Raw genomic sequence first — 26,390 nt, 5'->3', positions numbered from 1 at the left:
CTCCCCAAGCCAAGGGCCACCGATGCAGTATCTCCACACCATGATCCGGGTCACCGATCCCGATGCGACAATCAAATTCTTCGAGGTCCTGGGCCTGAAGGAGGTCCGGCGCATGGAGAGTGAGAAGGGCCGCTTCACGCTGATCTTCCTCGCCGCGGACGAGGACATGAACGCACCGGGCGAGCGCGCCAAGGCGGAGGTCGAGCTGACCTACAACTGGCCGGCCGAGGACGGGTCGGCGCCCGAAACCTATACCGGCGGGCGGAATTTCGGGCACCTCGCCTATCGCGTCGACAATATCTACGACACCTGCCAGCGGCTGATCGACGCCGGCTACACGATCAACCGCCCCCCGCGCGACGGCCACATGGCGTTCGTCCGTACGCCCGACAACATCTCGATCGAGTTGTTGCAGAAGGGCGAGCTGGAACCGGCCGAGCCGTGGACGTCGATGCCGAACGTCGGCGAGTGGTAAGCTGATGCTCGAAGTCGTCCGGGTCGCTGCGCTCAGCGACAATTATGTCTGGCTGATCCACGATGACGTCGCTGACCAGACGGTCGTCGTCGATCCCGGCGAGGCCGCTCCCGTCCTTGCCGCGCTCGATGCGCGCGGGTGGCGGGCGGATGCGATCTGGACGACCCACTGGCACCCCGATCACACCGGCGGCAATGCCGAATTGAAGGCGCGCTATGGCTGCGACGTAACCGGGCCAGAGGGCGAACGGACGAAAATCCCGACACTCGATCATGGCATTGGCGAGAGCGATACGGTGCGGATCGGCGATCACGTCGCGACCGTGCTCGAAACGCCCGGTCATACCGCCGGCCACATCGTCTTCCATTTCTCCGACGACCGCCTGCTTTTCAGCGGCGACACGCTGTTCGCGATGGGGTGCGGCCGGTTGTCCGAGGGGACGGCGGCGCAAATGTTCGCCAACATGGCCCGCTTCGCGGCGATGCCCGACGAGACGATTGTTTACGGCGCGCACGAATATACGCTGTCGAACGGGCACTATGCGCTGACGGTCGAGCCCGACAACGAAGCACTTGCCGAGCGGATGGTCGAGGTGGAGCGGCTTCGCAGCGACAGTCAGGCGACGCTGCCAACGACGATCGGGCTCGAACGGGCGACCAACCCGTTCCTGCGGGCGACCACCGTCGAGGAATTCGCCGAACGGCGCGCCGGCAAGGATGCATTTCGCGGCTGAAGCGTTATCCTCCCCCAGACGGAGGCTTCGATCATGCGTTTCTTCTTCCCCCTCGCCGCACTGGCCCTGACGGCCGGATGTGTCGCGACGCCGCAGGAAACTGCGCGCGAGCAGGCGCGACAGGACCGCGATCTCGCGCGCCTGGACCGGGACTTGCGAGGGTGGAGCCCAGGTCGCCCGCAGACCTGCGTACAAACCCGCAACGCCAACGTCCGCATCTATGGCGACACATTGGTCTATGACGACGGCGGCCGCCGCTATCTGACGAAGACCGGCGGCGGGTGCTTCGGGCTCCAGCGCGATGACATCATCGTCACGCAGAGTTTCATGTCCCAGATGTGCCGCGGCGACATCGTCCGGACCGTCGATCGGACGGCCGGCTTCCCGTCGGGCGCCTGTTCGTTCGGCGACTTCGTGCCCTATACCAAGAACGGGCGGTGAAGATCGCGCTGCTGCCGCTGCTGGCGCTGGCCGGATGCACCGCGTCCGCACCGATCAACGGCAAGACCGATGCCGCCGAACTGGCCGACGCGCTGAAGGGGCGCACGGCGGGGCCGCCCCAGCGGTGCATCAACGCATCGAACCTCGACGCGCCGCGGATCATCGGCGACACGCTCGTCTATCGCCAGGGCGGGCGGTTGTTCGTTACCCGGGCATCCGGCGGCTGCCCGTCGCTGCGCGGCGATCCGCTGTTGGTGACCGAGGTCTACGGCGGGCAGCTTTGCCGCAACGATCGCTTCCGCACCGTGCCGCGGGGGGCGAGCATTCCCGGGCCATACTGTATGTTCGGGGAGTTCGTGCCCTATGGTCGGGTGAAGTAGCCCTTCCCGACGTTCGTCATCCCCGCGAAAGCGGGGATCAATAGTCGCTGAAGGCAGTGAGACTCATATCGGTCAGCCAGAATTTATCCCCGCCTTCGCGGGGATGACGGACGGTTGAAGTTACAGCACATACCGGCTCAAATCCGTGTTCCGCGCGATGCTGGCCAGCTGCTTGTCGACATAGGCCGCGTCGATCGTCAGCGTGGAGCCGCCGCGATCTTCGGCGTCGAAGCTGACTTCCTCCAGCAGCTTTTCCATCACCGTCTGCAAGCGCCGCGCGCCGATGTTCTCGACCTCACCGTTCACTTCGGCCGCGATCCTGGCGACCGCGCGGATGCCGTCGGCGGTGAAGTCGATCGTCACGCCTTCAGTGCCGATCAGCGCCTTATATTGCTCGGGCAGCGACGACTTGGTGTCGCTGAGGATCGCGACGAAATCCTCCTCGGTCAGCCCCTTCAGCTCCACCCGGATCGGCAGACGCCCCTGAAGCTCGGGCAGCAGGTCGCTGGGCTTGGCGACGTGAAACGCGCCGCTGGCGATGAAGAGGATATGGTCGGTCTTCATCGGGCCGTACTTCGTCGCGACCGTCGTGCCCTCGATCAGCGGCAGCAGATCGCGCTGGACGCCCTCGCGGCTGACCGATCCGCCACGGACATCGCTCACCGCGATCTTGTCGATCTCGTCGAGGAAGACGATGCCGTTCGCCTCCGCATCCGCCAGCGCGACGCGACTGACGTCGTCCTGGTCGAGACGCTTGTCGGCTTCCTCCTCGACCAGCTTGGTCCAGGCGGCATGGACGTTAAGCTTGCGGCGCTTGAGCTGCGGGCCGCCGAAACTCTTCATCATCTCGCCCAGGTTGATCATCTGCGGCGCGCCACCGGGGATTTCGAACGGCGTGGCGGGAGCGGCCTCCAGTTCGATCTCGATCTCGGTGTTGTCGAGATGCCCTTCGTTGAGACGCTGGCGAAAGGCTTCGCGGGTTGCCTGGCTGGCGTCCTTGCCGGTCAGCGCGTCGAGCAGGCGGGTCATCGCCGCGGCCTCGGCCTTGTCCCGGACTGCGGTGCGGCGGCGTTCCTTTTCGAGCCGGATCGCTTCCTCGACCAGATCGCGGGCGATCTGCTCCACGTCACGGCCGACATAGCCGACCTCGGTGAACTTGGTCGCCTCGACCTTCACGAACGGCGCATCGGCCAGCTTCGCCAGGCGGCGGCTGATCTCGGTCTTGCCGCAGCCCGTGGGTCCGATCATCAGGATATTCTTCGGGCTGACTTCGTCGCGCAGGTCGGGCGCGAGCTGCTGCCGGCGCCAGCGGTTGCGCATCGCGACGGCGACGGCACGCTTGGCGTCGGCCTGGCCGATGATGTGCTCGTCGAGCGCGCGGACGATGGCTTTGGGGGTAAGGGCGTCGTTCATCGGGTCTCTCAAAATGCCCTCTCCCGCCTTCGCGGGAGAGGCTACGGAGACTTGGCGGCTTGCCGCCTAGTCGTAGTCGGTGAGGGTCTGTTCTTCTTTGGCGGTTCAGAAGAAGAAGAGCCTCACCCAACCCTCTCCCGCGAAAGCGGGAGAGGGCTCAGGATTTACGTCGCGCTGTCCAGCACTTCGACCGTCGTGCGGTCGTTGGTGTAGACGCACAGGTCGGCGGCGATCTTCATCGCCTTCTTCGCCAGCGTTTCCGCATCGGGCTCATAGTCCGTCAGCGCACGCGCTGCGGCCAAAGCGAAATTCCCGCCCGAACCGATCGCGGCTATGCCCGCCTCCGGCTCCAGCACATCGCCGTTGCCGGTCACGACCAGGGTCACGTCCTTGTCGGCGACGATCAGCATCGCCTCCAGATTGCGGAGGTACTTGTCGGTCCGCCAGTCCTTGGCGAGTTCGACCGCGGCGCGCAGGAGCTGGCCCTGATGCCGCTCCAGCTTCGCTTCCAGCCGCTCGAACAGGGTGAAGGCGTCCGCGGTCGCGCCGGCGAACCCGGCGATGACCTTGCCGTCACCCAGCGGGCGGACCTTGCGGGCGTTAGGCTTCATGACGGTCTGGCCCTGGCTGACCTGACCGTCGCCGATGACGACGACCTTGCCGCCCTTGCGCACGCTGAGGATTGTGGTGCCGTGCCACACCATGTCTTTGCTCATGGCGGCGCATGTGGGATCGTCGGGCGGAGGCGGCAAGGGGTCCGCCGCCCCACGGCTCCGCGCCGTCAGACGGAGCCGGCAGTGCCGGCTCCGCTGCCCGTCGTGGCTAGCCCTGATCTTCCTGGCGCAAGATCAGGCCGCCCGCGCCTTTCCCCACTCCCTTGCCACCGTATATCCCAGATAGCCGGTGCCGAAGAGCGCATACAAAGGCTCCGGTATCCCATTCAGATACGCGTTCATGCCCCTGGCGATCGCCGTCGCCATCTCTGGCCGGACGGCGGAGATCAGGCCCATCGGGATCGCCCATAGCAGCAGCGCATACATGACGTAGAGGAAGCTCGGCCGCGCGCGGCTGGTCCAGGGGTCGGTCGACTGCGCCTCCGCGACGATCGCCGCCATCTGCGCCTTGGCCTGCTCCATCGCCTGCGTGCCCTGTAACCGCAGCAGCTCCAGCTTGGCCGCGTCGCGCGCATTGGAGTCGGGAATGATCTTGTCGAGCAGCCCCGCGACGGGGCCGATGATGCCTTCGATGATACCCATGTTCACCCTTTCGATATCGCGAATGTTGAGAAAGTTGAGAGTTGCGGAGCGATTCAACCGAGGCGGTTGGCGAGCCAGCCGTAGAGGAAGGCCTCGTTCGCCGGGCGGCGTTCGGCGAGATGCAGGTAGCGTTCGCCCTGCAACGCCTCGACCGCCTTCAGCAGCACGCCCTCCCCGTCCGCGCCGCGAAGCATGAGGAAGCGGTCGAGCGCGGCGAGCGTCTGCGGGCCGATGCGGCTATCGGCGGCGATATCGGCATAATCGCGCTGCCCGCGGTTGAGGGCATTGAGCGCGCGTTGCAGAAAGCCTGCGGCAACCGCCGGCCCCATGTTCACACCGGTATCGAACAGTTCGGCGGCAAGTGTTGGCGCGCGATCCGCGATGCGATCGAAGCCGGGGCGCTGCCAATAGACGCGGCGGTAGATCGCGATCGCCGTGTTTCTCGGCAAACGGCGCATGTCACCGGCGTAGCCATTGGCGCGGGCGGTTTCCCGGGTGATGCCCCAGCATGTCGCTCCGCCGCGGTCAGCGGGATGATCGCTATAACCGCCCTCGCGGTCGATGACGGCGTCGATCAGTCGGTCGATGTCCATATGCCCTCCTGTTGTCAGAGGGCAGATCACCTAACCAAGATTATCCAACTTTTATAGCTACAGAAAAACCTATATGGTTGGGCCGCCGTGCGATCACACCGCGGCCCATATCCAGGTCGTTTCGTTCGATCAGCGGCAGGTCACGTTTCGGCGATCGATCGCCTCGCCGCCGGCCGCACCCGCGGCACCGCCAAGAAGCGCACCCAGCAGGCCGCTGCCACCCGGCGCGATCGCGGCGCCCAGAGTCCCGCCGACGATTCCGCCGACGACCAGTCCGGTCGTGCCGTCGCCGCGGCGGCAATAATAGCGGCCGTCGTTGCCGTAATAGACCCGGTCGTTCGAGCTCAGGCGGCGTTCGCGGTAGCGCGGATTGTCGACATAATAGCGATCGGCGTAATAGCCGTTGTACGACGGATCGGGCCGATCATAGTCATAGCTGGCATAGCCGCGATAGCGCGGGTCGAGGCCATAGTCGTCGCCGTACTGCGAACAACCGCCAAGCGCGGCGCCCGCCGCCACGATGCCGAGAATCAGGGTACGCATGGGGAACTCTCCTCCTGTTTCCCCCACACCCGGCAATGGAATGATCGACCGCAGCTAAAGTTGCGTCACGGCGTGCTTCCGCCGCGACGACGCAGCGTCACCGTCTCAGCCGCGCACCAGCATCAGCTTCGCCTGAGCGCCGGCCAGCCCGCCGACGACGACGCGATACTCTCCCGGCGTCAGCGCGAAGCGGACGATCTTGCGGATGCCCGAGCAGTCCGGCCCGTGGCCATGGCGCGTCGATTTCAGCGCGGTCATGTCGCGGACATCGTAGAGATCGATCCACCCCTTCTGGTCGAGCGCGATGCCGTAGGTGCCGGTGGTGGTGACGCGGAACGTCTGGAGCGCCATCCGGCCGGGCTGCCTGGGCAAAGGCACGCCGGCGAGGCGCACGGTCGCGGGGTCCATCGTCGCGACCGTAATGGCCTTGCCCGACGCGAGGTCTTCGCCGGTCGCCCGCCATCCGCCAAGATCGGCGGGGAGCGCGGCTGGCGGATTCGGGCAGGCCGGCGGCAGTGCGGTGGCGGCTTGGGCGAGAAGGATGGCAGCGAGGATCATGCGGTCACCTTAGGAGTGGGATCGGCCGGAATATAGAGCATCACATCGCGCGTCGCGCCGGGCAGGCGAAGCGTCCGGTCCGGAACCAGCCCGCAGCGTCCCAGGATCGCCCGGGATGGCGCATTCTCCTCGTTCACGATCGCCACGACCGGTGCGATGCCGCGCGCCGCCGCCCAGTCGAGTACGGCGCGCACCGCCTCTGTCGCATAGCCCCGGCCCCGCCCGACCGGCAGAAAGCCATAGCCGACATCGACATGGTCGAGCCCGTCGCGACGGACCAGGCCGGCCATGCCGAGCTTCGTCCCGTCCGCACGGCTCTCCACCAGCCACATGCCAAAGCCATGCTCGGCATAGGCGGCGCGATATTTCTCATCGATCGCGCGCTCGGCATCCTCCAGCGTCGCGACGCCGCGATTGCCGATCATCGCGACGAAATCCGCGTCGGTCAGCAGTTCGTGGACGAAGACGGCATCGGTCTCGTCGATCTCGCGCAGGGTCAGACGTTCGGTTTCGATAATGCGCATGATAGTCTCAAAGAATCTCCGTGCTCCCGCGCAGGCGGGAGCCCAGGGTCATGAGCGTCTCGCTTTGCGGCTCTAGGCTCCCGCCTGCGCGAGAGCACGGAGGGATTCTATAACGAAGGGGTTCCCCGAGTCGCCCTGAATCCCGATATGCGTCCCATGTCTTCCCGCGCCCGCGTGATCGTGATGAATTCCGCCCTCGGCCCGCTCGACTATCGCGTGCCGCAAGGCATGCATGTCGAGCCGGGGTCGATCGTCGTCGCGCCGCTGGGGCCGCGCCAGTTGCTGGGCGTCGCATGGGAACAGGATCGGCTGAAATCAGAGCATGTCGGCGACAACCGCTTGCGCAACCTGCTGGGCGTGGCCGATGTGCCGCCGCTGCCGGGGCCGCTCAGGCGGCTGGTCGAGTGGACCGCCGATTATTATCTCGCGCCCCTAGCCGCGGTGCTGCGGATGACGATGCCGTCATCTTCTGCGCTGGAAGGCACGAAGCTGATCGTCGAATATCGCGCCACCGGCCATGTGCCGGAACGGCTGACGCCGCAGCGGGCGCAGGCGCTGGAGCGGATCGGCGACCGGCAGGGACTGGTGCGCGAGCTGGCGACGATCGCCGATGTCAGCGACGGCGTGATCCGCGGGCTGGTGAAAGCGGGCGCGATCGAGGGGGTGGAGGTCGATCTCGATTCACCATTCCCGGAACCCGACCCCGACTATGGCGCGCCGGTTCTGTCCGAGAACCAGAGCTATGCCGGCGGTATCCTGCAGGCATCGGTCGCCGCGGGCGCGTTCGAGCCGTTCCTGCTCGACGGCGTCACCGGATCGGGCAAGACCGAGGTCTATCTGGAGGCGGTCGCGGAGGCGATCCGGCGCGGGCAGCAGGCGCTGATCCTGCTGCCCGAGATCGCCCTGACCGAGCCGTTCCTGAAGCGCTTCCACGCCCGCTTCGGGGTCGAACCGGTCGCGTGGCATTCGGGACTGCGATCGTCGCAGCGGCGGCGGGCATGGCGCGGGATCGCGAGCGGCCAGGCCAAGGTGACGGTCGGCGCACGATCGGCGCTGTTCCTGCCGTACGCCAATCTGAGCGTGATCGTCGTCGACGAGGCGCATGAGACGAGCTTCAAGCAGGAGGACGGCGTCCATTATCACGCGCGCGACGTGGCCGTGATGCGCGGCCGGTTCGAAGGGTGTCCGGTGATCCTCGCCAGCGCGACGCCGGCGATCGAGACTCGCGCGCAGGTCGAGGCCGGGCGCTATCGCGAACTGAAGCTGCCCGGCCGCTATGGCGCGGCGCAGATGCCGGCGATCGAAGCGATCGATCTGCTGGCCGAACCGCCGCCCAAGGGCCGCTGGATCGCGCCGCGGCTGGTCAAGGCGATCGATGCGACGCTGGAGCGCGGCGAACAGGCGCTACTGTTCCTCAACCGGCGCGGCTATGCCCCGCTGACGCTCTGCCGGACGTGCGGGCATCGCTTCCAGTGCCCGAACTGCACGGCGTGGATGGTCGAGCACCGGCTGATCCATCGCCTGTCCTGCCACCATTGCGGTCATGCCTATCCGACGCCCAAGGCCTGTCCCGAATGCAAGGACGAGGACTCGCTGGTCGCCTGCGGCCCCGGTGTCGAGCGCATTGCCGACGAAGTGACCGCGCTCTACCCGGACGCGAAGGTCGCGATCGTCACCAGCGACACGATCTGGTCGCCGGCGAAGGCGGCGGAGTTCGTCGGGCGGATGGAGGCGGGCCACATCGACATCGTCGTCGGCACCCAGCTGGTGACCAAGGGATACCACTTCCCCAACCTGACCCTGGTCGGCGTGATCGATGCCGACCTGGGGCTGGAGGGCGGCGACCTGCGGGCCGCGGAGCGCACCTTCCAGCAGATCATGCAGGTCGCTGGGCGCGCGGGGCGCGGGGCCAAGCCGGGGACGGTCTTGATCCAGACCCACGCGCCGGGCGCACGGGTGATCGAGGCGCTGGTCAGCGGCGACGCCGAAAGCTTCTATGCCGCCGAAACCGAAAATCGCCGTGATGCCGAAGCGCCGCCGTTCGGCCGCTTCGCCGCGATCGTCGTGTCGAGCGAGGACAAGGGCGAAGCGGAGGCGACCGCCCGGACGATCGGCCGCACCGCGCCGCAGGTGGACGGAATGCACGTCTTCGGCCCCGCCCCCGCCCCGCTCGCGATGCTGCGCGGGCGGCACCGGTTCCGCCTGCTGGTCCACGCCACGCGGTCGCTGGACGTGCAGGACATCATCCGCGACTGGCTGGGTGCGCTCGACTGGGGGGCGAAGGTCCGGGTAGCGGTGGACGTCGACCCGTATAATTTTCTTTAGGCTGGATCGACAATCAGCGCCAATCCTCCCCTGCAAGGGGAGGGAGGTTTGAAAAGCGGTCCGCTCTACGTCTTGTTGACTACGCCGCCACCGCCTGACCATCGTTCAGGAACGAGACGAACAGGTCGGTCGACGCCCGCAACTGGCGGGCGGTGGAGCTGAGTTCGGTCGCGCTGCCACGCAGGCCGTTGCACAAGGTGGCGGCGACGCCCGTCGCTTCGGCAACCGCACCCATCCGCTGTTCGATATCGGCGGCCGAGCGCGTCGCACGGTCGGCGGAGGTGTGGACGCCGATCGCGGTGGTGCGATGCTCCTCGACCGCGCTGGCGATGCCGGTCGCGGCGGAGGCGACCTGCCCGATCGCGCCGTTGACGCTGCGCAGGGTCGCGACCGAATCCGCGACGCCCGAGCGGATGCCGGCGAGCACATCGCTGATCGTGTCGCTGATGCGGCGGGTATCGGCGGCGAGCGATTTCACTTCGCCCGCGACGACGGTGAAGCCGCGGCCTGCGTCGCCCGCCCGTGCGGCCTCGATCGTGGCGTTGAGCGCCAACAGGTTGGTCTTGCCGGCGATGTCGCGGATCGCATCGACCAGGCTTTCGATCTGGCCGGCCTGATTTTCGAGATGGACGATCGTGCGCACGCTGTGTTCGGCCTTGCCGGCCGCAGCGGTGGTCAGCGCGGACTGGTCGGTTGCCGCGGCGGCGATGGTGCGGATCGTCTCCGACAGGCCCTGGATCGCGCCGGTCACCAGCGTGATCTCCGCCACCGCGCGTGCAGCGCCCCCGGCGACCTGCCCGACCGCAGTGTCGGTATCGCGCGTGCTGTCGCCGAGTTGCATCGCCGACAGCTCCAGCCGTTCGGTCGCGACGCCGATCGCGTGCACGACCGAACTGACCGAGCGTTCGAATTCGTTGGCGAGCGTCACCAGTTCCCCGCGGCGTTCGGTGGCGACGCGCGCCGCCGCCGCCTCGCGGGCGGCCTCCTCGGCCTTCAGCAACGCCTGTTCGGCGCGGTGGCGCTCGTCACGGGCGGCTGCGGTCAGCGACCGGGCGCGGGCGATCGCCTTGTCCTGCAACTCGATCAGGCGTTCGAGGCGGACCGTGACGACGGCGAGCACCCCGAACTGGAGAAGGACGGCCACCGCATGGAAGATCACCCGCCCGAGATTGCCCGAGCCGGAGAATACCCATTCGGGCGCGATCCATTGCAGGACCAGATGGTGCAGCGCCGTCAGCCCGGTCGCCAGCGCGATCGGCCGCCAGTCACCCAGCACGATCAGCGCCGCCATCGCGACGAAGAAGAACATATGCGCGTCCATCTGCCACGGATGGTCCTGAAGCACGAAGACGCCGAGCGCCGGCAGGACGGCGGCGAGCGCCCCCATCACCAGCCGCGCATCTGCATCGTGCCGACCGCGGATCGCCATATAGGTCGGCAGGATGTTGATCGCGCCGCCGATGCCGATCAGCGCCGGCAGCGCCATCGGCCCAGGTTGGAGAGCATCCTGAACGATGATCGCAAGCAGCGTGATCCAGCCGATTGCCGCCCAGGCCTGCACGCCACGGCGCCGTAGCCGGTCGAGCGTTTGCGATGGCGCGGCATCGGTCGCGCCGGTGACGACGGGGGCGTCCATTATGCGATGTCCTTCTGCACGGCGCCGCAGATGGCGCGCGGCGCCGCCAGCAACAGGATGCCGCGATCGAGCGCCGGACCGCCCAGCATCGCGCGATCGCCCAGCACGACCATCGATCCCGGCAGCGGTCCCATCCCGATCAGGCTGGCATGTCCGGCCAAGGCGACGTCGACCGCGGTCGCGGCGTGACCGGACAGCGGGATCATCAACATCGCGCCGCGCTGCGGCGGCCAGAACGCTATCGCGACGATGACCAGGGCGATCGCCATGACCTGCGCCAGCGCAAATCCTCGAATAGGAAGTCGATCCATACCCAATTCACTAAAAACCGCGCGTTAAGGATGGCTTGCGCTTACAAGATAAATTTCTTGATCGAGGTTACATGTCGCGCCCCATTTCCCTTGACCGACCCATGGGCTAGGCGTCGCGCCATGCGGTTGATCTTCGCCCTTCTTGCGCTCCTGACCCTGGCTACACCGGCCCATGCGGACGACATCTCGGCGGCGGGCCGCGGCGTGGTGCGGATCGTCACCATCGCCGTCGCCGACGACGAAGTGGTCGGCTTCGGTCACGGATCGGGTCTGGCCGTGTCGCCGACCCGCATCCTGACCAATGCGCATGTGGTCGAACTGGCGGCGCGCTATCCGGGCAACGTCGTTATCGGCGTGGTTCCGTCGCAGGGCGACAAGTCCGTGCAGGGCAAGCTGGTCGCCGTCGATGCCGAACGCGACCTTGCGCTGATCGAGGTGACGGGTGTGCGCCTGTCGCCGGTCGCCTTCTATTCCGGCCCGGCGAACGAGGGCGAGGCGCTTTATGCGCTGGGCTATCCGGGCAATGTCGACCTGGCGACCGCGCGATCGTCGGCCGACTTCATCACGCCGACGTCGCCGGTACGCAGCCAGGGCGTCTTTTCGGGCAGGCGCAGCCTGATGGGGACCGAGATGCTGCTGCACACCGCCAGCATCGCACGGGGCAATTCGGGCGGGCCGCTGCTCGACCGCTGCGGGCGGGTGGTCGGGGTGAACTCGGCCCTGACCCGCGGTGACGAAGGCGATGCGAGCTTTGCCTTCGCCATCGCCTTCTCCGAGGTTGCCACCTTCCTGCGCGAAGCGAAGCAGCCGTTCGCCAGCGTCGCGACGCCGTGCCAGACGATGGAGGAGCGGCTGGCCGCGGATCGCGCGGCCGACGAGGACGCCCGTTTCGCAAGCGACGCGCAGGCGCGCGCCGCGGCCGAGAAGGCACGTGAGGCGCAGGCCCTTGCGGTGGCCGAAGCGCGCGCGGCGAACGAGGTGGCGCGCGAGAATTTCATGGCCGGTGCAGCGGTGGCGCTGGTCTTCGGCGCACTGGCGCTGGGTGGCGCGGGATTGCTGGTATCAAAGGGCGATCCGCGGTGGCGCTATGCCGCGGGCGGCGGCGGCGCGCTGATGTTGGGCGCGGTCGCGCTGTTCGCGATGCGGCCGACCTTCGATGCCGCCGCCGTGCGCGCGGCAGCGGCAGGGGGCACGAAGGCCAGCGACGCGATCGGCCCGCTCGTGTGCAGCTTCGTGCCCGAACGCAGCCGCGTGACCGTGTCCACGCCCGAGCCGACGGCGCTCGCCTGGGGCGGCGATGGGTGCATGAACGGGCGGACCCAATATGCCGAGGACGGTCGCGGCGGCTGGCAGCGCGTGCTGGTGCCCGACGGCGAGGCGACGGTGTCGATCCTCGATTACCGACCCGACGAGCGCACCTATACGCAGACACGCTATTTCCTCGACGACGCGCGCATGACCGAGGCGCGGCGGTTGCGGCAGGGGGTGGCGATAAAGGCCTGCACGAGCGAGGCAGCGGCGCGCGCCAATCTGGCCGGCCAGCAATCAGCGATCCGCGCCGCCCTGCCGCCGGTGCCGAACGAGAAGCTGGTCTATTCCTGCAAGCCAGCTGATTAGGGTCCGGACCTAGAAGAGAAAACAGCGGTTCGGGCGCCCCTACGGGGCGCAAGGCGCAAAGGCGCGAAGATTCTTCGCCTGTCGTTCGCGATCGGAAGACAACGCTACCGTTGTTTTTAGAGGCCGCTTCGCAGCCACGTGACCTGCCCCCTTCGCGCCTTTGCGCCTTGGCCCGCAGGGCACACCGAACTCCTTTTTCATCTTTTTCTCTGGCTTCTTGAACCCCACCACGATCCGTCCGTTAGGTGCCGCCTATGACGATCCGAATCCACACCGCCTTCACCTATGACTTCGCCGAACCGAGCGACGTGCTTCTCCAGCTGGAGGCGGCGGCGATTCCGGAACAGACCATCGTCGAGGCGCATCTCGACGTGTCCCACAGCGAGCATTTCGCGCGCGTCCCGGCGCAGGATGCGATCGGCGAGCGGATCTGGTTGCGGGTCGTCGGGCGGATGTCGGTCGATTACCGCGCGACCGTGCGGGTCGAGCGGATGCTGGCGGACATCGCCACCCTGCCCGCCGTCCCGTTCCACAAGCTGCCCGGCGAAACCGTCCAGTACCTCATGGCGTCGCGCTATTGCCCATCCGACCTGTTCGAGGAATTCGTCACGTCGGAATTCGACGCGCTGAACGGCGGCGCCAAGATCGCGGCGATGCGCGACTGGATCGAGGCGCATTTCACCTACAAGCCGGGCGTCAGCACGTCGGCGACGACAGCGCTCGAAAGCTTCGTCCAGCGGCAGGGCGTGTGCCGCGACTATGCCCATGTCCTCATCACCCTCGCCCGCGCGGCCGGCGTGCCGGCGCGTATCGCGAGCGTCTATGCACTGGGCGTCGATCCGCAGGATTTCCACGCGGTGGCGGAAGTGTTCCTCGATGGCGCGTGGCATCTGGTCGACCCGACCGGCATGGCGGTCGCGGGGGAGATGGCCAAGATCGGCGTCGGCCGCGATGCGGCGGACGTGTCGTTCCTGACCAGCTACGGCAATGCGACGTTCTGCGAGCAGCGGGTGGAGGTTTCGGCGGGATAGCCTGCCGTGCTCCCGCGAAGGCGGGAGCCCAGGGTTACAGAGGTCGACTCTCGCGACTCTAGGCTCCCGCCTTCGCGGGAGCTCGGGGTCGCTAAGCTTCCCGCTCCAGCAACGCGCGCTTGCGGTTAGGACCGTAAGCATAGCCACCCAACTCTCCACCCGAACGCGTCACGCGGTGACAGGGGATCACGACTGCGACGGTGTTTGCCCCGCACGCGCTGCCGACCGCACGGACCGCTCCCGGCGACCCGGCCGCCGCGGCGATCTGGGCATAACTGCGCGTCTCGCCCTTCGGGATGGCGCGGAGAGCGAGCCACACCGCTTCCTGGAACGCGGTCCCCTGCACGTCGAGCGGCAGGTCGGTGTGCCGGCCGGGGCTCTCGACCTCCGCCACTACTTGCGCCGCCAACGTATCAAGCGCCGTGCCGCCCGCCACGATCTTCGCCGCGGGAAAGCGCGCGGCGAGGTGCGTGCCGTCCTCGTCGAAGGAGACACGGCACAATCCCTTGTCGGTCGCCGCGATCAGCAGCGGGCCGAGGCTGGTCGCGGCGACCGTCCAGCGGATCGTCACGCCCGCCCCGCCCCGCTTCCAGGCGGACGGCGTCATGCCGAGGCGATCGGCGGCGGTGTCGTAGAAGCGGCTCGGCGCGGAATAGCCGGCTTCGTAGATCGCGGTGGTTACGCTGTGATCCGCGGACAGTGCGGTGGCGGCGCGGCGCGCCTTGACCGCACGCGCATAGGCGGCGGGAGTCACGCCGGTCGCGCGCTTGAACAGGCGGTGGAAATGGTGCGGAGCGTAGCCGACCTGCGCGGCCAGATCGTCGAGCGAGATCGTGTCCTCCGCCGCCTCGATCGTCGCCACGGCGCGAGCGACGGCATCATGGTCGCGGCCGACCGCGTCGGGCTGGCAGCGCAAGCAGGCCCTGAAGCCCGCGTCCCGGGCGGCGGCGGGGTCGGCGAAGAAACGGACATTCTCGCGCAACGGGCGGCGGGCCGGGCAGGACGGCTTGCAATAGATGCCGGTCGTCGTGACGGCGACGATCAGCCGACCGTCCATCCGGCGATCGCGGCTCTCGAAAGCGGCCCAGGCAGCGGTTTCGTCCATCATGGCGCTGATATAGCGGCTCGCGGATCGCGATGCTTCCCGCTGATTGCGCTCAAAGTCAGCGCGGCAGCGCCCGCCCCTCGCGCCCGGCGAGTTCAACGACATATTGCCACGCGACCCGCCCCGACCGGCTGCCCCGCCGCGTCGCCCAGCCGATCGCTTCCTGCGGATCGAAGCTCAGGCCATAGGCGCGCGCATAGCCGACGACGATCGCGACATAGGTGTCCTGATCGATCGCGTGGAAGCCGAGGCTGAGCCCGAAGCGATCGGCAAGCGCCAGCGCGTCGTCGACGACGTCGCGCGGATTGATCGCGCTGTCCTGCTCCGCCAGGTCGCGGGTGACGAGGTGACGGCGGTTCGATGTCACCAGCAACCGCACGCTCGCCGGCCGCGCCTCCGCCCCGCCCTCCAGCAGCGACCGCAGCGTGCGCGCCTCGTCGGGCGAGGAGAAGCCGAGATCGTCGACGAACACCGCGAACGGCCGCGACGTCGTCGCGAGACGGGCGAACAGTTGCGGCAGGCTGTCGAGCGTGTGCGTCGCAACCTCGACCAGCGCGACATCGGCCGCCGCCGCGGCAGCGGCGACCAGCGCCGACTTGCCGGTCCCACGCGCGCCCCACAGCAGCACGTCGTGCGCGGCATGGCCGGCGGCGAGCCGCTGGAGGTTGTCGACCAGCGCAGTCTTCTGCTGCTCAACGCCGGTCAGCGTGTCGAGCGGCAGGGGCGCGAAGCCGCGCGCGGCGACCAGCGTGCGACCATCCCAGAGATACGCCGGGTGCGCGGTAAGGTCGGCATCCGGCTGCGGCGGCGGCGCGAGGCGATCGAGAGCGTCGGCGATGCGGGTCAGGGCGTCGGTCATCGCGTCGGCTCTAGAAGATGGGACACGGCTTCACCAGTTGGTGCAGCGAATCCATCTACGGCTGTAGGTCATAGGCGCGCATCAGGTCGTAGAGCGTCGGCCGGCTGATCCCGAGCAGGCGCGCGGTGCCCGAGATGTTGTTGTCGCTGCGGGCGAGCGCGTGGCGGATCGCCTTGCGGTCCGCCTCCTCGCGGACAGCGCGCAGATTGATCGCGTCGCCATCCGCCTCGCCGTCCAGGTCCAGGTCGGCGGCGGCGATGCGCGTGCCCTCCGCCATGATGACCGCGCGCTTCACCCGATTCTCCAGTTCGCGGACATTGCCGGGCCAGGGATGCGCGTCGATCGCGGCGAGCGCGTCCGCGGTCAGGCCGGTCACCGCGCTCTTCATCTGCGCGGCATGACGCTTGACCAGCGCCTTGGCGAGCAGGGTCGGGTCGCCCGGACGCTCGGCCAGCGACGGGATGCGCACGACGATCTCGGCCAGGCGATAATAGAGGTCTTCGCGGAACGACTGGTCGGCGACCATCGCGTCGATGTCGCGGTGCGTCGCGCAGACGATGCGGGTGTCGACCGCGATCGGCTTGCGCCCGCCGATCCGCTCGATCACGCGTTCCTGTAGGAAGCGCAGCAGCTTGACCTGAAGCGGCAGCGGCACGTCGCCGATCTCGTCGAGGAACAGGGTGCCGCCCTGCGCCTGTTCGATCTTGCCCTCGGTCGTCTTGACCGCGCCGGTGAAGGCACCTTTCTCATGCCCGAACAGCTCGCTTTCGAGCAGGGTTTCGGGGATCGCCGCACAATTGATCGCGACGAAGGCGCCCTTGCGACCGCTGGTTTCGTGCAGGCCGCGGGCGAGCAGCTCCTTGCCGGTGCCCGACGCGCCCAGCAGCATCACCGACACATCGGCTGAGGCGACGCGTTCGATGGTGCGCGTCACCTTCAGCATTTCCGGGCTGGCCGTGATGATGCCGCCGAGCGCCGTCTTCCCTTCGGCCGCGGCGGCCAGGCGGCGGTTCTCGGCCTCCAGCGCGTGGACGTGGAACGCGCGGGCGACGATCAGGCCGAGCGCGTCGATGTCGATCGGTTTGGCATAGAAATCCCAGGCCCCTTCCGCGATCGCCCGCAGCGCACTTTCGCGCGCCCCGTGGCCGGAGGCGACGATCACCTTCAGGTCGGGCTTGAGCGCGAGCATCTCGGCCAGCGTCGCGAAGCCTTCGGTCGTGCCGTCGGGATCGGGCGGTAGGCCGAGGTCGAGGGTCACGACCGCCGGCTCCTCGGCGCGCAACAGGGTCAGCGCCTCCTCCCGCGTCGCGGCGACAAGGACGCGGTAGCCATCATAGGCCCAGCGCAACTGGCGCTGGAGCGCGAGATCGTCCTCAACGATGAGCAGCGTCTTGTCGGTCATGCGGCAACCTCGAACGGGACGGCGCGGGCCAGGGGTAGGATCACGCGGAAAGTGGAGCCTTCGCCCTCGCGGCTGTCGACGGCGATGCGGCCGCCCTGGCTTTCGGCGAGCTGGCGTGCTTCGAACGCGCCGATGCCGAAGCCGGCGGGCTTGGACGAGGCGAAGGGGCGGAACAGGCGGTCGCGGACGAAGGCGGGCGCCATGCCGCAGCCGCGGTCGACGACGGCGATGGTCGCGTCGATATCGGTGCGCGACACGACGAGCGTCACCGGCTCGGTCGCCGGGCTCGCCTCGATCGCGTTCTGCAACAGATGGTCGATGATCTGTTCGAGACGGGGGGGATCGGCGAGCGCGATGGCCTGGGCATCGCCGGTAGCGACGACCGGATGGCCGGCCCGGCGTCGGGCGACGAGATTCTGCGCGAAGTCAAGCAGCGGGATGGCGATCGGCGGCGTGGCCCCGCCCCGCGGGCTGGCGGACAGGCGCCCGAGCAGCATGTTCAGCTTGGCGGCGGAGTCCTGAAGCGTCGCGACCATGTCGGCGCGGAAGTCGGGATTGTCGGCATGGCGTTCGGCATTGCGCGCGACGAGGCTCAGGCCGCTCACCAGATTCTTGATGTCATGGACGATGAAGGCGCTGCGGCGGTTGAACTCGTCGAAACGCTGGGTGTCGGCCAGTGCCTCCTGCGCCTGTGCCTCGGCGAGGTAGCTGGCGACCTGACGGCCGGCGACCTTCAGCAGGTCGAAGTCTTCCCAGTCGAGCGCACGGTCGACCGGCGGGCGCGACAGCACGACGACTCCGACGAGCCGCGCCTGGTGGAGCATCGGCACAGCCGCCCAAACGGCGACGTCGTCGATCATCCACTGCGGAACACATCCGAGTTCGTCGGCATCGCACCCCGCGCGACGCAGGTCGTCGAGCGAGAGGATACGCTCCGTCCGCGTCAGGTGACGGACGAGCCGCGCGTCGGCCCCGCCGCCCGCCCCATCCCAGTTCCACGTCGCGCCCACGCCCAGCCCCTCGCCCTCGGGTACCAGCAGCAACCCGCGGTCGGACATGGTCAGATCGGCGACCGCCTTGACGATGCGCTCGGGCAGTGGCGCGGCGGCGGCGCCCGCAGACCCCAGCGTGCCGATGAAGCGCAGCCATTCGACGCGATAGTCATAGCGGTGAGTAAAGAGGTGCTTGGCGATCTTCACCTTCGCCCAGGCGCGCAGCCAGGGCGAGGACAGCATCGTCAGCGTCGCCGCGGTCAGGCCGAGGACGTATCCGCTCTGCCAGATGCGTGCGGTGCTACCCACGGCCGACAGGGCGCTCGTCCCGAACGCGAGCGCCGCGAAATAGACGCCGACCGCGACGAGCGACAGCGACTGATAGGCGACCGTCCGCGATACCGCGACCGGGCGCACGTCGTTACGATGCAGCGCCAGTGCGGCAAAACTCGCGGCCGCCATCGCCATTCCGCCGCGGACGACGCCGACCGCCGCAGGCCATTCGCCAGAAAGATAGGCGACCGTCACGATCATCAGGTCCGCTGCCCACAGGACCGCGAAGGATACGCAGATCAGCCGCACCGCCGCGCTCGGGCGGGACATGGCGATGTTGTTGACCAGCACCAGCGCGGCGACCGTCGCCAGCATCCGCAGCAACAGCGCCGCGGTCATGACGCCTGCTCCGGCCTGACTTGTGCTCCCCAGCGACAGGGCAAGCAACTGCAACAGCGTCATCACGACGATAACGACCGCCACGACGCCATAGATCGGCACCAGCCCGAGCGGACGCACGTCGGCCCGGCCGTGCAGCACGGCCATCACGCCGAGCAGCGAAAGTGCGTGGAGCCCGGCAAGCAGCCGGGTCGCCGGGTCGCTCGCCCCCAGCCCCGCGATCGACAGCGCCCAGATCGCACCCAGCGCATAGCTGACGACCAGCGGCCAGCGCGGCAGGCCGGCGGCGGTTCCGCGCGCGGCGAGAAACGCCACCGCCGCCATCAGCAGCGCGGCGAACGCATGGGTCCAGAGGCTTAGATGCTCCAAGAGTGGAGACCCGTCACGCACGTCGACGTCGTGGCGCCGTGCCGGGCGTGTGACGCAAGGCCACCGGGCTCGACCCCGGCATATCCGAAGGGAATATCAGACGCGTGATGGCCGAGCGCGCAGGTCATCCCCGCCCCCCGCTTGTCGCCGCCGCTGTAAATCCTGCCGACACCTCACCCGTTTCCCGCAAAATCGCGAAGAAAATCTGAACGTCGAGGACATTCAGCGGTGACTGCGCGTTGTTACGGCGGGGAAACTATGTCTAAACCATCTTCAACCAGGGAGTTCTCGCGTTCATGACCGCTGTGCCTTCGATTGTACCCGTCATTCTGTCCGGCGGGTCCGGCACGCGGCTATGGCCGATGTCGCGGGCGGAACGTCCGAAACAGTTCCTCGCGCTGACGTCCGATGAGACGATGCTCCAACTAACCGCGCGGCGCACGCCTGAGGATGCGGGTTATGCTGCGCCGATCATCGTCGGCAATGCCGCGCATGCGGATGCGGTCGAGGACCAGCTGAACGCGATCGGCGTCGCGCCGTCGGCCGTCATTCTGGAACCGATGGGCCGCAACACCGCGCCGGCGATCGCCCTCGCGGCGATCGCGGCGGGGGCGGGCGAACAGCCTCTGCTGGTCATGCCGTCGGACCATGTGATCGCCGACGTACCTGCCTTCCACGCCGCGATCGCCGCCGCGCTGCCTCTGGTGTCGGACGGCTGGCTCGTCACCTTCGGCATCACGCCCGATGCGCCGGAGACGGGCTATGGCTGGATCAAGGTCGGCGCGCCGATCGCCGAGGGTGTCCACCACGTCGACCGCTTCATCGAAAAGCCGCCGCTCGACCGTGCCGAGGCGATGCTCGCCGAGGGCGGCCATGCCTGGAACGGTGGTATCTTCCTGTTCCGCGCCGACCGCTATCTCGAAGTCCTGAACCGCGAAGCACCCGACATGGTCGCCGCCGCGCAGGCGTCGATGGACAAGGCGCGCCGCGACGGCATCCGCGTATGGCCCGACGCTGATGCCTTCGCCGCCTCCCCGTCCGACTCGATCGACTATGCGGTGATGGAAAAGGCGCAGCGCGTCGCGGTCGTCCCCGTCGCGATGGGCTGGAGCGACCTCGGGAGCTGGGACGCGCTCGACGCGATCAGCGACAGCGACGACGGCGGCAACACCCACGCCGGCGAAGTCATCGCGGTCGACACGAACAATTGCTTCGTCCGCTCGGACGGCCTGCGCGTGGCACTGGTCGGGGTCAGCGACCTGATCGTGGTCGCAAGCGGTGATGATGTCCTGATCCTGCCCAAGGGCCGCAGCCAGGACGTCAAGAAGATCATCGAGGCGCTGAAAGCGCGGTAGAGTTACCCAGCTCACGCCGTTTGCACTGAGCTTGTCGAAATGCCGCCCTTATTCGTGCCACAATCGGTTCGGCACGAAGATCGAGGACAGTTCTTCGACAAGCTCAGCACGAACGGGGGCGTTTCAACGTACCGAGACAGCCGGCACGACATACACCCCGTCGATCGCCACCGCCGGCATCCCTGCCGGAGGCTTGGCCCCCGCGATCAGCACATACATCCGGCCAGCCACACGCTCGCCGCGCTGGAAGGCCGCAGACTCGCGGGCCTGACGCAGTTGCGTCTCGACCGGGGTCCGCGCGGCGTAGAGGCTGCGGACCGGCTTGCCCGCCTTGACCGCGCGCCAGGCGATTTCCTGGAACCGCTGGAGGTCGAGGGTCACGTCCGCCGGCTCGAATGCGATATCGCGCGCACCGGCGATCAGCGTATCCCAGCGTGGATCGGGCGTCTTCTCATACACCGAATGCGCGACCTCGCGGGCGTGGAAACCGCCGATCGCGATGTGCATGCCGAGCATATCGAAGAACTGAACGGCTAGCAGCGCGGCGAGCAGCAGGCGCGCGCGCGGAAGGCTCAGACGATAGAGCGCGACGATGCCGGCGAAGACCAGAGTATAGGCAGTCGGCCAGAACAGCCGGCCCGACGCGCGGACCATGTCTGTTATGGGGGCGAGGAACGTGGGCAGCGGAAGCTTGCCGACCGGGCTGCCGGCGAAATGCGGCCAGTTGCTCACTGCGACGAGCGTCAGCACGGCGAGAGCGGGTGCGAGCCACAACAGTCGGCGGAGTACGCCCGCTTCTTCTGCGCGCGGTTTGGTCCGCCCTGCGACCGCGAGAGCCAGCGGCAGGAGGATCAGCAGACCGAGGCCGAGATACTGAAAGCCCTCGAAATCACGCCCGTCGCGCTGCGTCGTCGCCGGCAGGAAGACGGAATAGCTGTCGGTCGCCGGGTTCCACAGCGCGTCGAGCGGCATGGCGAAGAAGCCATAGGTGTTGGTCGGCGCGTAACTGCCCCCCGCCCCCAGCGCCAGCGCAATGCCGGCTGTCATCGCGGCGATGACCAGCGCTCCAATGACGATCCGCAGGCGGTCCCGTGGCGACGGCGCGGTGGCGAACCGCTCCAGCATCGCACTCGCCCAGATCGCGGCGACCATTACCAGCAGGTAGCTGTGGATCAGGACCGCGCCGAGCATCAGCAGACCCCACGCCTGCAGGTTGCTCGCGCGGCGCGGCGAAACGAACAGCCACAGCGCCCACAGGATCAGCCAGTGCGGCATCAGGTTCCAGTGGACGTAGCGCGCGTAGAGCGTGGGCAGCAGGCTCAGCAGCGCAACGCCGATCCACAAGGTCGCGGTGTCGGGCGCATAATCCTTCAGCAGCGCACGGGCGAAGGCGACGTGGAGGACCAGGCAGAACAGGATCCACGGGCCGACCATCTGGAAATCCGCGGGGAGCAGGCCGGCAAACGGCGTCAGCAGCAGCGCGACCAGCGGATTGCTGTCGGTGAACAGCAGCGAGACGCCTTCCGGCGCGTTCAACAGACCGGTGCGCAGGAAGCCGTGGCCGCCATGAAGCCAGGCATGAAGCCCGAGCGCGCCCTCGCCATTGTCGGTGCCGCGCAGGATCCAGCCGATGTTCGTCGGATCGAGCATCGCCGGGTGGAAGAACCAGGCGAACAGCGCGAGCGGGAGGAGGATCAGCGGCAGGCGGGAGACGGCGGACATCGGCGCGGTATGGCGGGGGAGGTGCTGAGGTGTGGTTAACGGGCGGGCACGGCACGTCCCCTCCTCCGTTCGCGCTGAGCTTGTCGAAGCACCGTACTCCGATACGCCCGAGGACCGCTTGCGGCACGAAGTACGGTGCTTCGACAAGTTCAGCACGAACGGGGGGGCAATATGAGAGGCCCGACTACTCATGCTCCGGCGCCGGTGGTTGCCCTCAAACGACAAAAGGGCCGGTGGATCGCTCCACCAGCCCCCGTGTTTCGCATCGGGCGGGCGACGGCGAAGCCGCCACCCAAGCGTCTGACGGAATCGACGGCGTCGCCGCCGACCCGCCGGCCCTTTCCGATCTTCTGTCCGGGACAGCTCGCGCTGCCCCGGACAAGAAAATCAGAAGTCCATGCCGCCCATGCCGCCCATGCCGCCACCGTGACCGCCGCCGATGGCGGGCTTGTCTTCCGGCAGTTCGCTCACGGCCGCTTCGGTCGTGATGAGCAGGCCGGCGACCGAGGCTGCGTTCTGCAGCGCGGTGCGGACGACCTTGGTCGGGTCGATGACGCCGGCCGACACCAGGTTCTCGTAGGTGTCGGTCGCCGCGTTGAAGCCGAGCGAGGTGTCGCCGCCGTCGAGCAGCTTGCCCGAGACGACCGCACCGTCATGGCCGGCGTTGCTGGCGATCTGGCGAACCAGAGCGGTCAGCGACTTGCGGACGATGTCGATGCCGCGGGTCTGGTCCTCGTTCGCACCCTCGACGCCGTCGAGCGCCTTGGTCGCGTAGAGCAGCGCCGTACCGCCGCCGGGGACGATGCCCTCTTCGACTGCTGCGCGGGTCGCGTGCAGCGCGTCGTCGACGCGGTCCTTGCGCTCCTTCACTTCGACTTCCGAAGCGCCACCGACCTTGATGACGGCGACGCCGCCGGCCAGCTTCGCGAGGCGCTCCTGGAGCTTTTCGCGGTCGTAGTCGCTGGTCGTGACTTCAATCTGCTGACGGATCGCGTCAGTGCGGCCCTTGATCGCATCGGCTTCACCCGCACCGTCGACGATGGTGGTGTTATCCTTGTCGATCGTGACGCGCTTGGCGGTGCCGAGCATGCCGAGCGTGACGGACTCGAGCTTGATGCCCAGGTCTTCGCTGATGACTTCGCCCTTGGTCAGGATCGCGATGTCTTCCAGCATCGCCTTGCGACGATCGCCGAAGCCCGGTGCCTTGACCGCTGCGACCTTCAGACCGCCGCGCAGCTTGTTGACGACCAGGGTCGCCAGCGCCTCACCCTCGATGTCCTCGGCGATGATCAGCAGCGGGCGACCCGACTGCACGACCGCCTCGAGGATCGGCAGCATCGCCTGGAGCGACGACAGCTTCTTCTCGTGGATCAGGATGTACGGGTCGGCGAGCTCGACCTGCATCTTTTCCGGGTTGGTGATGAAATAGGGCGACAGGTAACCGCGGTCGAACTGCATGCCTTCGACGACGTCCAGCTCGAATTCGAGACCCTTGGCCTCTTCGACCGTGATGACGCCTTCCTTGCCGACCTTCTCCATCGCTTCCGCGATCTTCTCGCCGACTTCCTTGTCGCCGTTGGCCGAGATGATGCCGACCTGCGCGACTTCGTTCGAGCCGGAGACCGGCTTCGAACGCGACTTCACGTCCTCGATCACCTTCGTGACGGCGAGGTCGATGCCGCGCTTCAGGTCCATCGGGTTCATGCCGGCGGCGACCGACTTCATGCCCTCGCGGACGATCGCCTGCGCCAGGACGGTCGCGGTGGTCGTGCCGTCACCGGCAATGTCGTTGGTCTTCGAGGCCACTTCGCGCACCATCTGCGCGCCCATGTTCTCGAACTTGTCCTTCAGCTCGATTTCCTTGGCGACGGTGACGCCGTCCTTGGTAATGCGCGGCGCGCCGAAGCTCTTGTCGATGACGACGTTGCGACCCTTCGGCCCCAGCGTGACCTTGACCGCGTCGGCCAGGATATCGACGCCCTTCAGGATCCGCTCGCGTGCGTCGCGCGAGAATTTCACGTCCTTGGCTGCCATGGTGGCTACCCTTTCAGATTACGAATGTTGAGAAAGTTGAGTCGTGTGAGAAGGTCGACGTCGCTCAGCCGATGATGCCGAGGATGTCCGATTCCTTCATGATCAGCAGGTCTTCGCCGTTCACCTTGACCTCGGTGCCCGACCACTTGCCGAACAGCACGCGATCGCCGGCCTTCACCTCGAGCGGGTGGACTTCGCCCGACTCGCTGCGCGCGCCGGTGCCGGCCGAGACGACCTCACCCTCTTGCGGCTTTTCCTTGGCGGTGTCGGGGATGATGATCCCGCCGGAGGTCTTTTCCTCGGCCTCGATACGGCGGACGAGCACGCGGTCGTGCAGCGGACGAAAGTTCATGGATGTCCCTTTATCCAATCGGCAGAATTGCAGGTTGGCACTCGGTTTAATCGAGTGCCAGCGGCCGGGATATGTGGAGGAGCAGCGGCGGCGTCAACCGGTGCTTGGAACAAAAATATGAACCGTGCGTGACGGTCTGCGTCAGGCCGTGCGCGGGATGAGGCCCAGGCGCGCGCGGATCGACCAGCGCCACACGAGCAATATCGATACCGCGAGCAGACCGACGGCAAGGCCGATCCAGACTTCTACGCCTTGCAGGCCGGCCGGAAAGCCGAGCAGCACCGCCGAGCCGAAGCCGAACACCCAATAGCCGAGCGCGGCCAGGATCATCGGCACGCGGGTATCCTGAAGTCCACGCAGCACGCCCGCCGCGACGACCTGCGCGCCGTCGAACAACTGGAAGGCGGCGGCGACCGCGAGATACTGGACGGCCAGCGTCACCACGCGTGCATTCTCCGCCGCATCGACGTCGATATAGGCCGATACGAACGCCCGCGGCGCGACCCAGATCGCCAGCGCGGTCAGCACCATGAAGCCGGTACCGATTACGAGCGCAACCCAGCCCGCGCGGCCGATCCAGACGGAATCGCGCGCGCCATAGCCCATGCCCACGCGGATCGTCGCCGCCTGCGCGATGCCGAACGGCACCTGGAAGGCGACCGCAGCGATCTGGAGCGCGATGGCGTGCGCCGCGACTTCGGTCACGCCGATCAGCCCGACCAGGAAGGCGGCGGCGGAAAACAGCCCGCCCTCGAAGGTCAGCGTGACCGCGATCGGCACGCCGATACGGACGAGCTCCGTCAGCCGAGCCCACTCAGCGCGCCACCAATTGCCGAACAGCCGATAGCGGCGGATGCGCCGGTCGGTCAGCGCGATCACGGCATAGGCCGCACACATCGCGAACGACGTCACGACGCTGGCGGTCGCGGCGCCCTGCAAGCCCATCGCCGGAAAGCCCCAGTTGCCGAACACCAGCAGCCAATTGCCGAGCAGGTTCACGCCCAACGCCACGGCCGCAACCCCGATCGCCCAGCCCGGCCGCCCCAACGCGGCGATGGTGATGCGCAGCACGCTCGCCATGATCGCCGGGATCATCGCCCACAGCAGGATGTCGAGAAATCCGTCCGCCGCCGCCGCCGCTTGTGCGTCCTGCCCGATCAGCAACAGGATGTCGCGGCCGTGCGCCAGCGCCAGCATGAACGGCAGGCTGGCGAGCACCGCCAGCCACATGCCCATGCGAAACGACCGCCGCACCTCGCGCACCGCATGGCGGCGGCGACCCAGTTCCGCGGCGATCACCGGAGCCGCGGCACCGACCAGCCCCTGGAGTGCGAACATGACGACCGAGTAGAGATACACCCCCAGCGTCGCCGCCGCGAGCGCCTGCGTCCCCAGCCGCGCGACGAAGATGACGTCGCTGGCATAGATCGACATTTGCAGCAGGTTGGCGGCGACCAGCGGCCCGGCGAGGCGCAGCAGCGCGAACATCTCGTCCCGCGCGGATGCGGGCGCGGCGGCGTCCTGCGCCGGTACGGGGCCTGCGATGTCCATGCGAGGGCTGTAGCCGCTGGCGCCGCTGGGACAAGCGGTGTGGCTGCAAATCGGCGCTGGTGTCCGGATCCTCCCGCTTGCGCCCAGTGCTCCGGCGGAGGCAGAAGCGTTGGAGAACCTTCGACTTTCCTCCCCTGCAAG

At 67.7% G+C, this 26,390-nt stretch carries 25 protein-coding genes; 8 read left to right on the top strand and 17 right to left on the bottom strand.

The features are described from left to right. Positions 1-22: 22 nt before the first annotated feature. The 4 genes from ACFSC3_RS04785 to ACFSC3_RS04770 are packed head-to-tail and all read left to right on the top strand — an operon-like array spanning position 23 to position 2,029. Positions 23-475, top strand: coding sequence for a VOC family protein (locus ACFSC3_RS04785; protein WP_380939261.1), 453 nt, complete (start codon positions 23-25; stop codon positions 473-475). 4 nt (positions 476-479) lie between these two features. Continuing rightward, the gene (gene gloB, locus ACFSC3_RS04780; protein WP_380939260.1) at positions 480-1,208 is read left to right on the top strand and encodes a hydroxyacylglutathione hydrolase; all 729 of its coding nucleotides are present in this window, start codon (positions 480-482) and stop codon (positions 1,206-1,208) included. A 33-nt stretch (positions 1,209-1,241) separates the two neighbouring features. After that, positions 1,242-1,649 (top strand): hypothetical protein, encoded by a 408-nt coding sequence (locus ACFSC3_RS04775; protein ID WP_380939259.1) that lies wholly within the window; start codon positions 1,242-1,244, stop codon positions 1,647-1,649. Next, entirely contained in the window at positions 1,646-2,029 is a 384-nt protein-coding gene (locus ACFSC3_RS04770) for a hypothetical protein (protein ID WP_380939257.1), read from the top strand. The genes ACFSC3_RS04775 and ACFSC3_RS04770 overlap by 4 nt, the downstream gene beginning before the upstream one ends. Before the next feature lie 120 nt (positions 2,030-2,149). On the opposite strand, the gene hslU is transcribed toward ACFSC3_RS04770, so the two are convergent. From hslU to ACFSC3_RS04735, 7 genes are all read right to left on the bottom strand, one after another. Beyond that, a complete protein-coding gene (gene hslU / locus ACFSC3_RS04765; protein WP_380939255.1) occupies positions 2,150-3,442 on the bottom strand; it encodes an ATP-dependent protease ATPase subunit HslU in 1,293 nt (430 codons plus the stop codon). Between the two features lie 164 nt (positions 3,443-3,606). Next, on the bottom strand, positions 3,607-4,158 hold the full coding sequence (hslV, locus tag ACFSC3_RS04760) for an ATP-dependent protease subunit HslV (RefSeq protein ID WP_380939253.1): 552 nt from the start codon (positions 4,156-4,158) through the stop codon (positions 3,607-3,609). 132 nt (positions 4,159-4,290) lie between these two features. Next, positions 4,291-4,698, bottom strand: coding sequence for a holin family protein (locus ACFSC3_RS04755; RefSeq protein WP_380939251.1), 408 nt, complete (start codon positions 4,696-4,698; stop codon positions 4,291-4,293). 53 nt (positions 4,699-4,751) lie between these two features. Continuing rightward, positions 4,752-5,291, bottom strand: a complete 540-nt coding sequence (locus ACFSC3_RS04750) for a glycoside hydrolase family 108 protein (RefSeq protein ID WP_380939249.1) — start codon at positions 5,289-5,291, stop codon at positions 4,752-4,754. 129 nt (positions 5,292-5,420) lie between these two features. Then, positions 5,421-5,834, bottom strand: a complete 414-nt coding sequence (locus ACFSC3_RS04745; RefSeq protein WP_380939248.1) for a hypothetical protein — start codon at positions 5,832-5,834, stop codon at positions 5,421-5,423. Between the two features lie 105 nt (positions 5,835-5,939). Further along, a complete protein-coding gene (locus tag ACFSC3_RS04740; RefSeq protein WP_380939246.1) occupies positions 5,940-6,392 on the bottom strand; it encodes a hypothetical protein in 453 nt (150 codons plus the stop codon). Then, the gene (locus ACFSC3_RS04735) at positions 6,389-6,916 is read right to left on the bottom strand and encodes a GNAT family N-acetyltransferase (protein ID WP_380939245.1); all 528 of its coding nucleotides are present in this window, start codon (positions 6,914-6,916) and stop codon (positions 6,389-6,391) included. Before ACFSC3_RS04735 ends, ACFSC3_RS04740 begins: the two co-directional genes overlap by 4 nt. A 156-nt stretch (positions 6,917-7,072) precedes the next feature. Here ACFSC3_RS04735 and ACFSC3_RS04730 point away from each other — a divergent pair, with 156 nt between their 5' ends. Continuing rightward, positions 7,073-9,241 (top strand): primosomal protein N', encoded by a 2,169-nt coding sequence (locus tag ACFSC3_RS04730; protein ID WP_380939243.1) that lies wholly within the window; start codon positions 7,073-7,075, stop codon positions 9,239-9,241. A gap of 79 nt (positions 9,242-9,320) precedes the next feature. Here the strand turns inward: ACFSC3_RS04730 and ACFSC3_RS04725 are convergent, their stop codons facing one another. After that, positions 9,321-10,877, bottom strand: coding sequence for a methyl-accepting chemotaxis protein (locus tag ACFSC3_RS04725; RefSeq protein WP_380939241.1), 1,557 nt, complete (start codon positions 10,875-10,877; stop codon positions 9,321-9,323). Beyond that, positions 10,877-11,146 carry a hypothetical protein gene (locus ACFSC3_RS04720; RefSeq protein ID WP_380939239.1) on the bottom strand — a complete coding sequence of 90 codons (270 nt, stop codon included), beginning with the start codon at positions 11,144-11,146 and terminating at the stop codon, positions 10,877-10,879. Before ACFSC3_RS04720 ends, ACFSC3_RS04725 begins: the two co-directional genes overlap by 1 nt. Positions 11,147-11,308: 162 nt before the next feature. On the opposite strand from ACFSC3_RS04720, the gene ACFSC3_RS04715 reads away from it, so the two are divergent. Continuing rightward, positions 11,309-12,805 carry a S1C family serine protease gene (locus tag ACFSC3_RS04715; protein WP_380939237.1) on the top strand — a complete coding sequence of 499 codons (1,497 nt, stop codon included), beginning with the start codon at positions 11,309-11,311 and terminating at the stop codon, positions 12,803-12,805. Between the two features lie 254 nt (positions 12,806-13,059). Continuing rightward, positions 13,060-13,836 (top strand): transglutaminase-like domain-containing protein, encoded by a 777-nt coding sequence (locus ACFSC3_RS04710; protein ID WP_380939235.1) that lies wholly within the window; start codon positions 13,060-13,062, stop codon positions 13,834-13,836. Between the two features lie 91 nt (positions 13,837-13,927). On the opposite strand, the gene ada is transcribed toward ACFSC3_RS04710, so the two are convergent. The 4 genes from ada to prsK are packed head-to-tail and all read right to left on the bottom strand — an operon-like array spanning position 13,928 to position 19,235. Further along, the gene (ada, locus tag ACFSC3_RS04705; RefSeq protein ID WP_380939233.1) at positions 13,928-14,944 is read right to left on the bottom strand and encodes a bifunctional DNA-binding transcriptional regulator/O6-methylguanine-DNA methyltransferase Ada; all 1,017 of its coding nucleotides are present in this window, start codon (positions 14,942-14,944) and stop codon (positions 13,928-13,930) included. A 55-nt stretch (positions 14,945-14,999) separates the two neighbouring features. Continuing rightward, entirely contained in the window at positions 15,000-15,800 is an 801-nt protein-coding gene (locus ACFSC3_RS04700; protein ID WP_380939231.1) for a DUF815 domain-containing protein, read from the bottom strand. A 55-nt stretch (positions 15,801-15,855) separates the two neighbouring features. Next, a complete protein-coding gene (gene prsR, locus ACFSC3_RS04695; protein ID WP_380939229.1) occupies positions 15,856-17,202 on the bottom strand; it encodes a PEP-CTERM-box response regulator transcription factor in 1,347 nt (448 codons plus the stop codon). Further along, a complete protein-coding gene (gene prsK, locus ACFSC3_RS04690; protein ID WP_380939227.1) occupies positions 17,199-19,235 on the bottom strand; it encodes an XrtA/PEP-CTERM system histidine kinase PrsK in 2,037 nt (678 codons plus the stop codon). The genes prsR and prsK overlap by 4 nt, the downstream gene beginning before the upstream one ends. 296 nt (positions 19,236-19,531) lie before the next feature. On the opposite strand from prsK, the gene ACFSC3_RS04685 reads away from it, so the two are divergent. Continuing rightward, positions 19,532-20,590: a mannose-1-phosphate guanylyltransferase/mannose-6-phosphate isomerase gene (locus ACFSC3_RS04685; RefSeq protein ID WP_380939225.1), complete on the top strand. Its 1,059-nt coding sequence runs from the start codon at positions 19,532-19,534 to the stop codon at positions 20,588-20,590. Between the two features lie 123 nt (positions 20,591-20,713). Here ACFSC3_RS04685 and ACFSC3_RS04680 read toward each other — a convergent pair whose 3' ends face one another. From ACFSC3_RS04680 to ACFSC3_RS04665, 4 genes are all read right to left on the bottom strand, one after another. After that, positions 20,714-22,312: a DUF6311 domain-containing protein gene (locus ACFSC3_RS04680; RefSeq protein ID WP_380939223.1), complete on the bottom strand. Its 1,599-nt coding sequence runs from the start codon at positions 22,310-22,312 to the stop codon at positions 20,714-20,716. A gap of 387 nt (positions 22,313-22,699) precedes the next feature. Then, on the bottom strand, positions 22,700-24,346 hold the full coding sequence (gene groL / locus ACFSC3_RS04675) for a chaperonin GroEL (RefSeq protein ID WP_380939221.1): 1,647 nt from the start codon (positions 24,344-24,346) through the stop codon (positions 22,700-22,702). A gap of 64 nt (positions 24,347-24,410) precedes the next feature. Then, positions 24,411-24,698: a co-chaperone GroES gene (groES, locus tag ACFSC3_RS04670; protein WP_380939219.1), complete on the bottom strand. Its 288-nt coding sequence runs from the start codon at positions 24,696-24,698 to the stop codon at positions 24,411-24,413. 141 nt (positions 24,699-24,839) lie between these two features. Further along, entirely contained in the window at positions 24,840-26,249 is a 1,410-nt protein-coding gene (locus ACFSC3_RS04665; protein WP_380939217.1) for an MATE family efflux transporter, read from the bottom strand. Between the last annotated feature and the right edge of the window lie 141 nt (positions 26,250-26,390).

It is taken from the genome of Sphingomonas floccifaciens (assembly GCF_042681125.1).
In the GTDB taxonomy this organism is placed as follows: domain Bacteria; phylum Pseudomonadota; class Alphaproteobacteria; order Sphingomonadales; family Sphingomonadaceae; genus Sphingomonas; species Sphingomonas floccifaciens.
This window is presented reverse-complemented; position numbering and strand designations above follow the sequence as displayed.

Excerpts from the sequence above, each read along its gene's own strand:
- ACFSC3_RS04785 (WP_380939261.1), top strand. The coding sequence starts at position 23 with ATGCAGTATCTCCACACCATGATCCGGGTCACCGATCCCGATGCGACA.
- gloB (WP_380939260.1), top strand. The coding sequence starts at position 480 with ATGCTCGAAGTCGTCCGGGTCGCTGCGCTCAGCGACAATTATGTCTGG.
- ACFSC3_RS04775 (WP_380939259.1), top strand. The coding sequence starts at position 1,242 with ATGCGTTTCTTCTTCCCCCTCGCCGCACTGGCCCTGACGGCCGGATGT.
- hslU (WP_380939255.1), bottom strand. The coding sequence starts at position 3,442 with ATGAACGACGCCCTTACCCCCAAAGCCATCGTCCGCGCGCTCGACGAG.
- hslV (WP_380939253.1), bottom strand. The coding sequence starts at position 4,158 with ATGAGCAAAGACATGGTGTGGCACGGCACCACAATCCTCAGCGTGCGC.
- ACFSC3_RS04755 (WP_380939251.1), bottom strand. The coding sequence starts at position 4,698 with ATGGGTATCATCGAAGGCATCATCGGCCCCGTCGCGGGGCTGCTCGAC.
- ACFSC3_RS04750 (WP_380939249.1), bottom strand. The coding sequence starts at position 5,291 with ATGGACATCGACCGACTGATCGACGCCGTCATCGACCGCGAGGGCGGT.
- ACFSC3_RS04745 (WP_380939248.1), bottom strand. The coding sequence starts at position 5,834 with ATGCGTACCCTGATTCTCGGCATCGTGGCGGCGGGCGCCGCGCTTGGC.
- ACFSC3_RS04740 (WP_380939246.1), bottom strand. The coding sequence starts at position 6,392 with ATGATCCTCGCTGCCATCCTTCTCGCCCAAGCCGCCACCGCACTGCCG.
- ACFSC3_RS04735 (WP_380939245.1), bottom strand. The coding sequence starts at position 6,916 with ATGCGCATTATCGAAACCGAACGTCTGACCCTGCGCGAGATCGACGAG.
- ACFSC3_RS04730 (WP_380939243.1), top strand. The coding sequence starts at position 7,073 with ATGTCTTCCCGCGCCCGCGTGATCGTGATGAATTCCGCCCTCGGCCCG.
- ACFSC3_RS04725 (WP_380939241.1), bottom strand. The coding sequence starts at position 10,877 with ATGGACGCCCCCGTCGTCACCGGCGCGACCGATGCCGCGCCATCGCAA.
- ACFSC3_RS04720 (WP_380939239.1), bottom strand. The coding sequence starts at position 11,146 with ATGGCGATCGCCCTGGTCATCGTCGCGATAGCGTTCTGGCCGCCGCAG.
- ACFSC3_RS04715 (WP_380939237.1), top strand. The coding sequence starts at position 11,309 with ATGCGGTTGATCTTCGCCCTTCTTGCGCTCCTGACCCTGGCTACACCG.
- ACFSC3_RS04710 (WP_380939235.1), top strand. The coding sequence starts at position 13,060 with ATGACGATCCGAATCCACACCGCCTTCACCTATGACTTCGCCGAACCG.
- ada (WP_380939233.1), bottom strand. The coding sequence starts at position 14,944 with ATGATGGACGAAACCGCTGCCTGGGCCGCTTTCGAGAGCCGCGATCGC.
- ACFSC3_RS04700 (WP_380939231.1), bottom strand. The coding sequence starts at position 15,800 with ATGACCGACGCCCTGACCCGCATCGCCGACGCTCTCGATCGCCTCGCG.
- prsR (WP_380939229.1), bottom strand. The coding sequence starts at position 17,202 with ATGACCGACAAGACGCTGCTCATCGTTGAGGACGATCTCGCGCTCCAG.
- ACFSC3_RS04685 (WP_380939225.1), top strand. The coding sequence starts at position 19,532 with ATGACCGCTGTGCCTTCGATTGTACCCGTCATTCTGTCCGGCGGGTCC.
- ACFSC3_RS04680 (WP_380939223.1), bottom strand. The coding sequence starts at position 22,312 with ATGTCCGCCGTCTCCCGCCTGCCGCTGATCCTCCTCCCGCTCGCGCTG.
- groL (WP_380939221.1), bottom strand. The coding sequence starts at position 24,346 with ATGGCAGCCAAGGACGTGAAATTCTCGCGCGACGCACGCGAGCGGATC.
- groES (WP_380939219.1), bottom strand. The coding sequence starts at position 24,698 with ATGAACTTTCGTCCGCTGCACGACCGCGTGCTCGTCCGCCGTATCGAG.
- ACFSC3_RS04665 (WP_380939217.1), bottom strand. The coding sequence starts at position 26,249 with ATGGACATCGCAGGCCCCGTACCGGCGCAGGACGCCGCCGCGCCCGCA.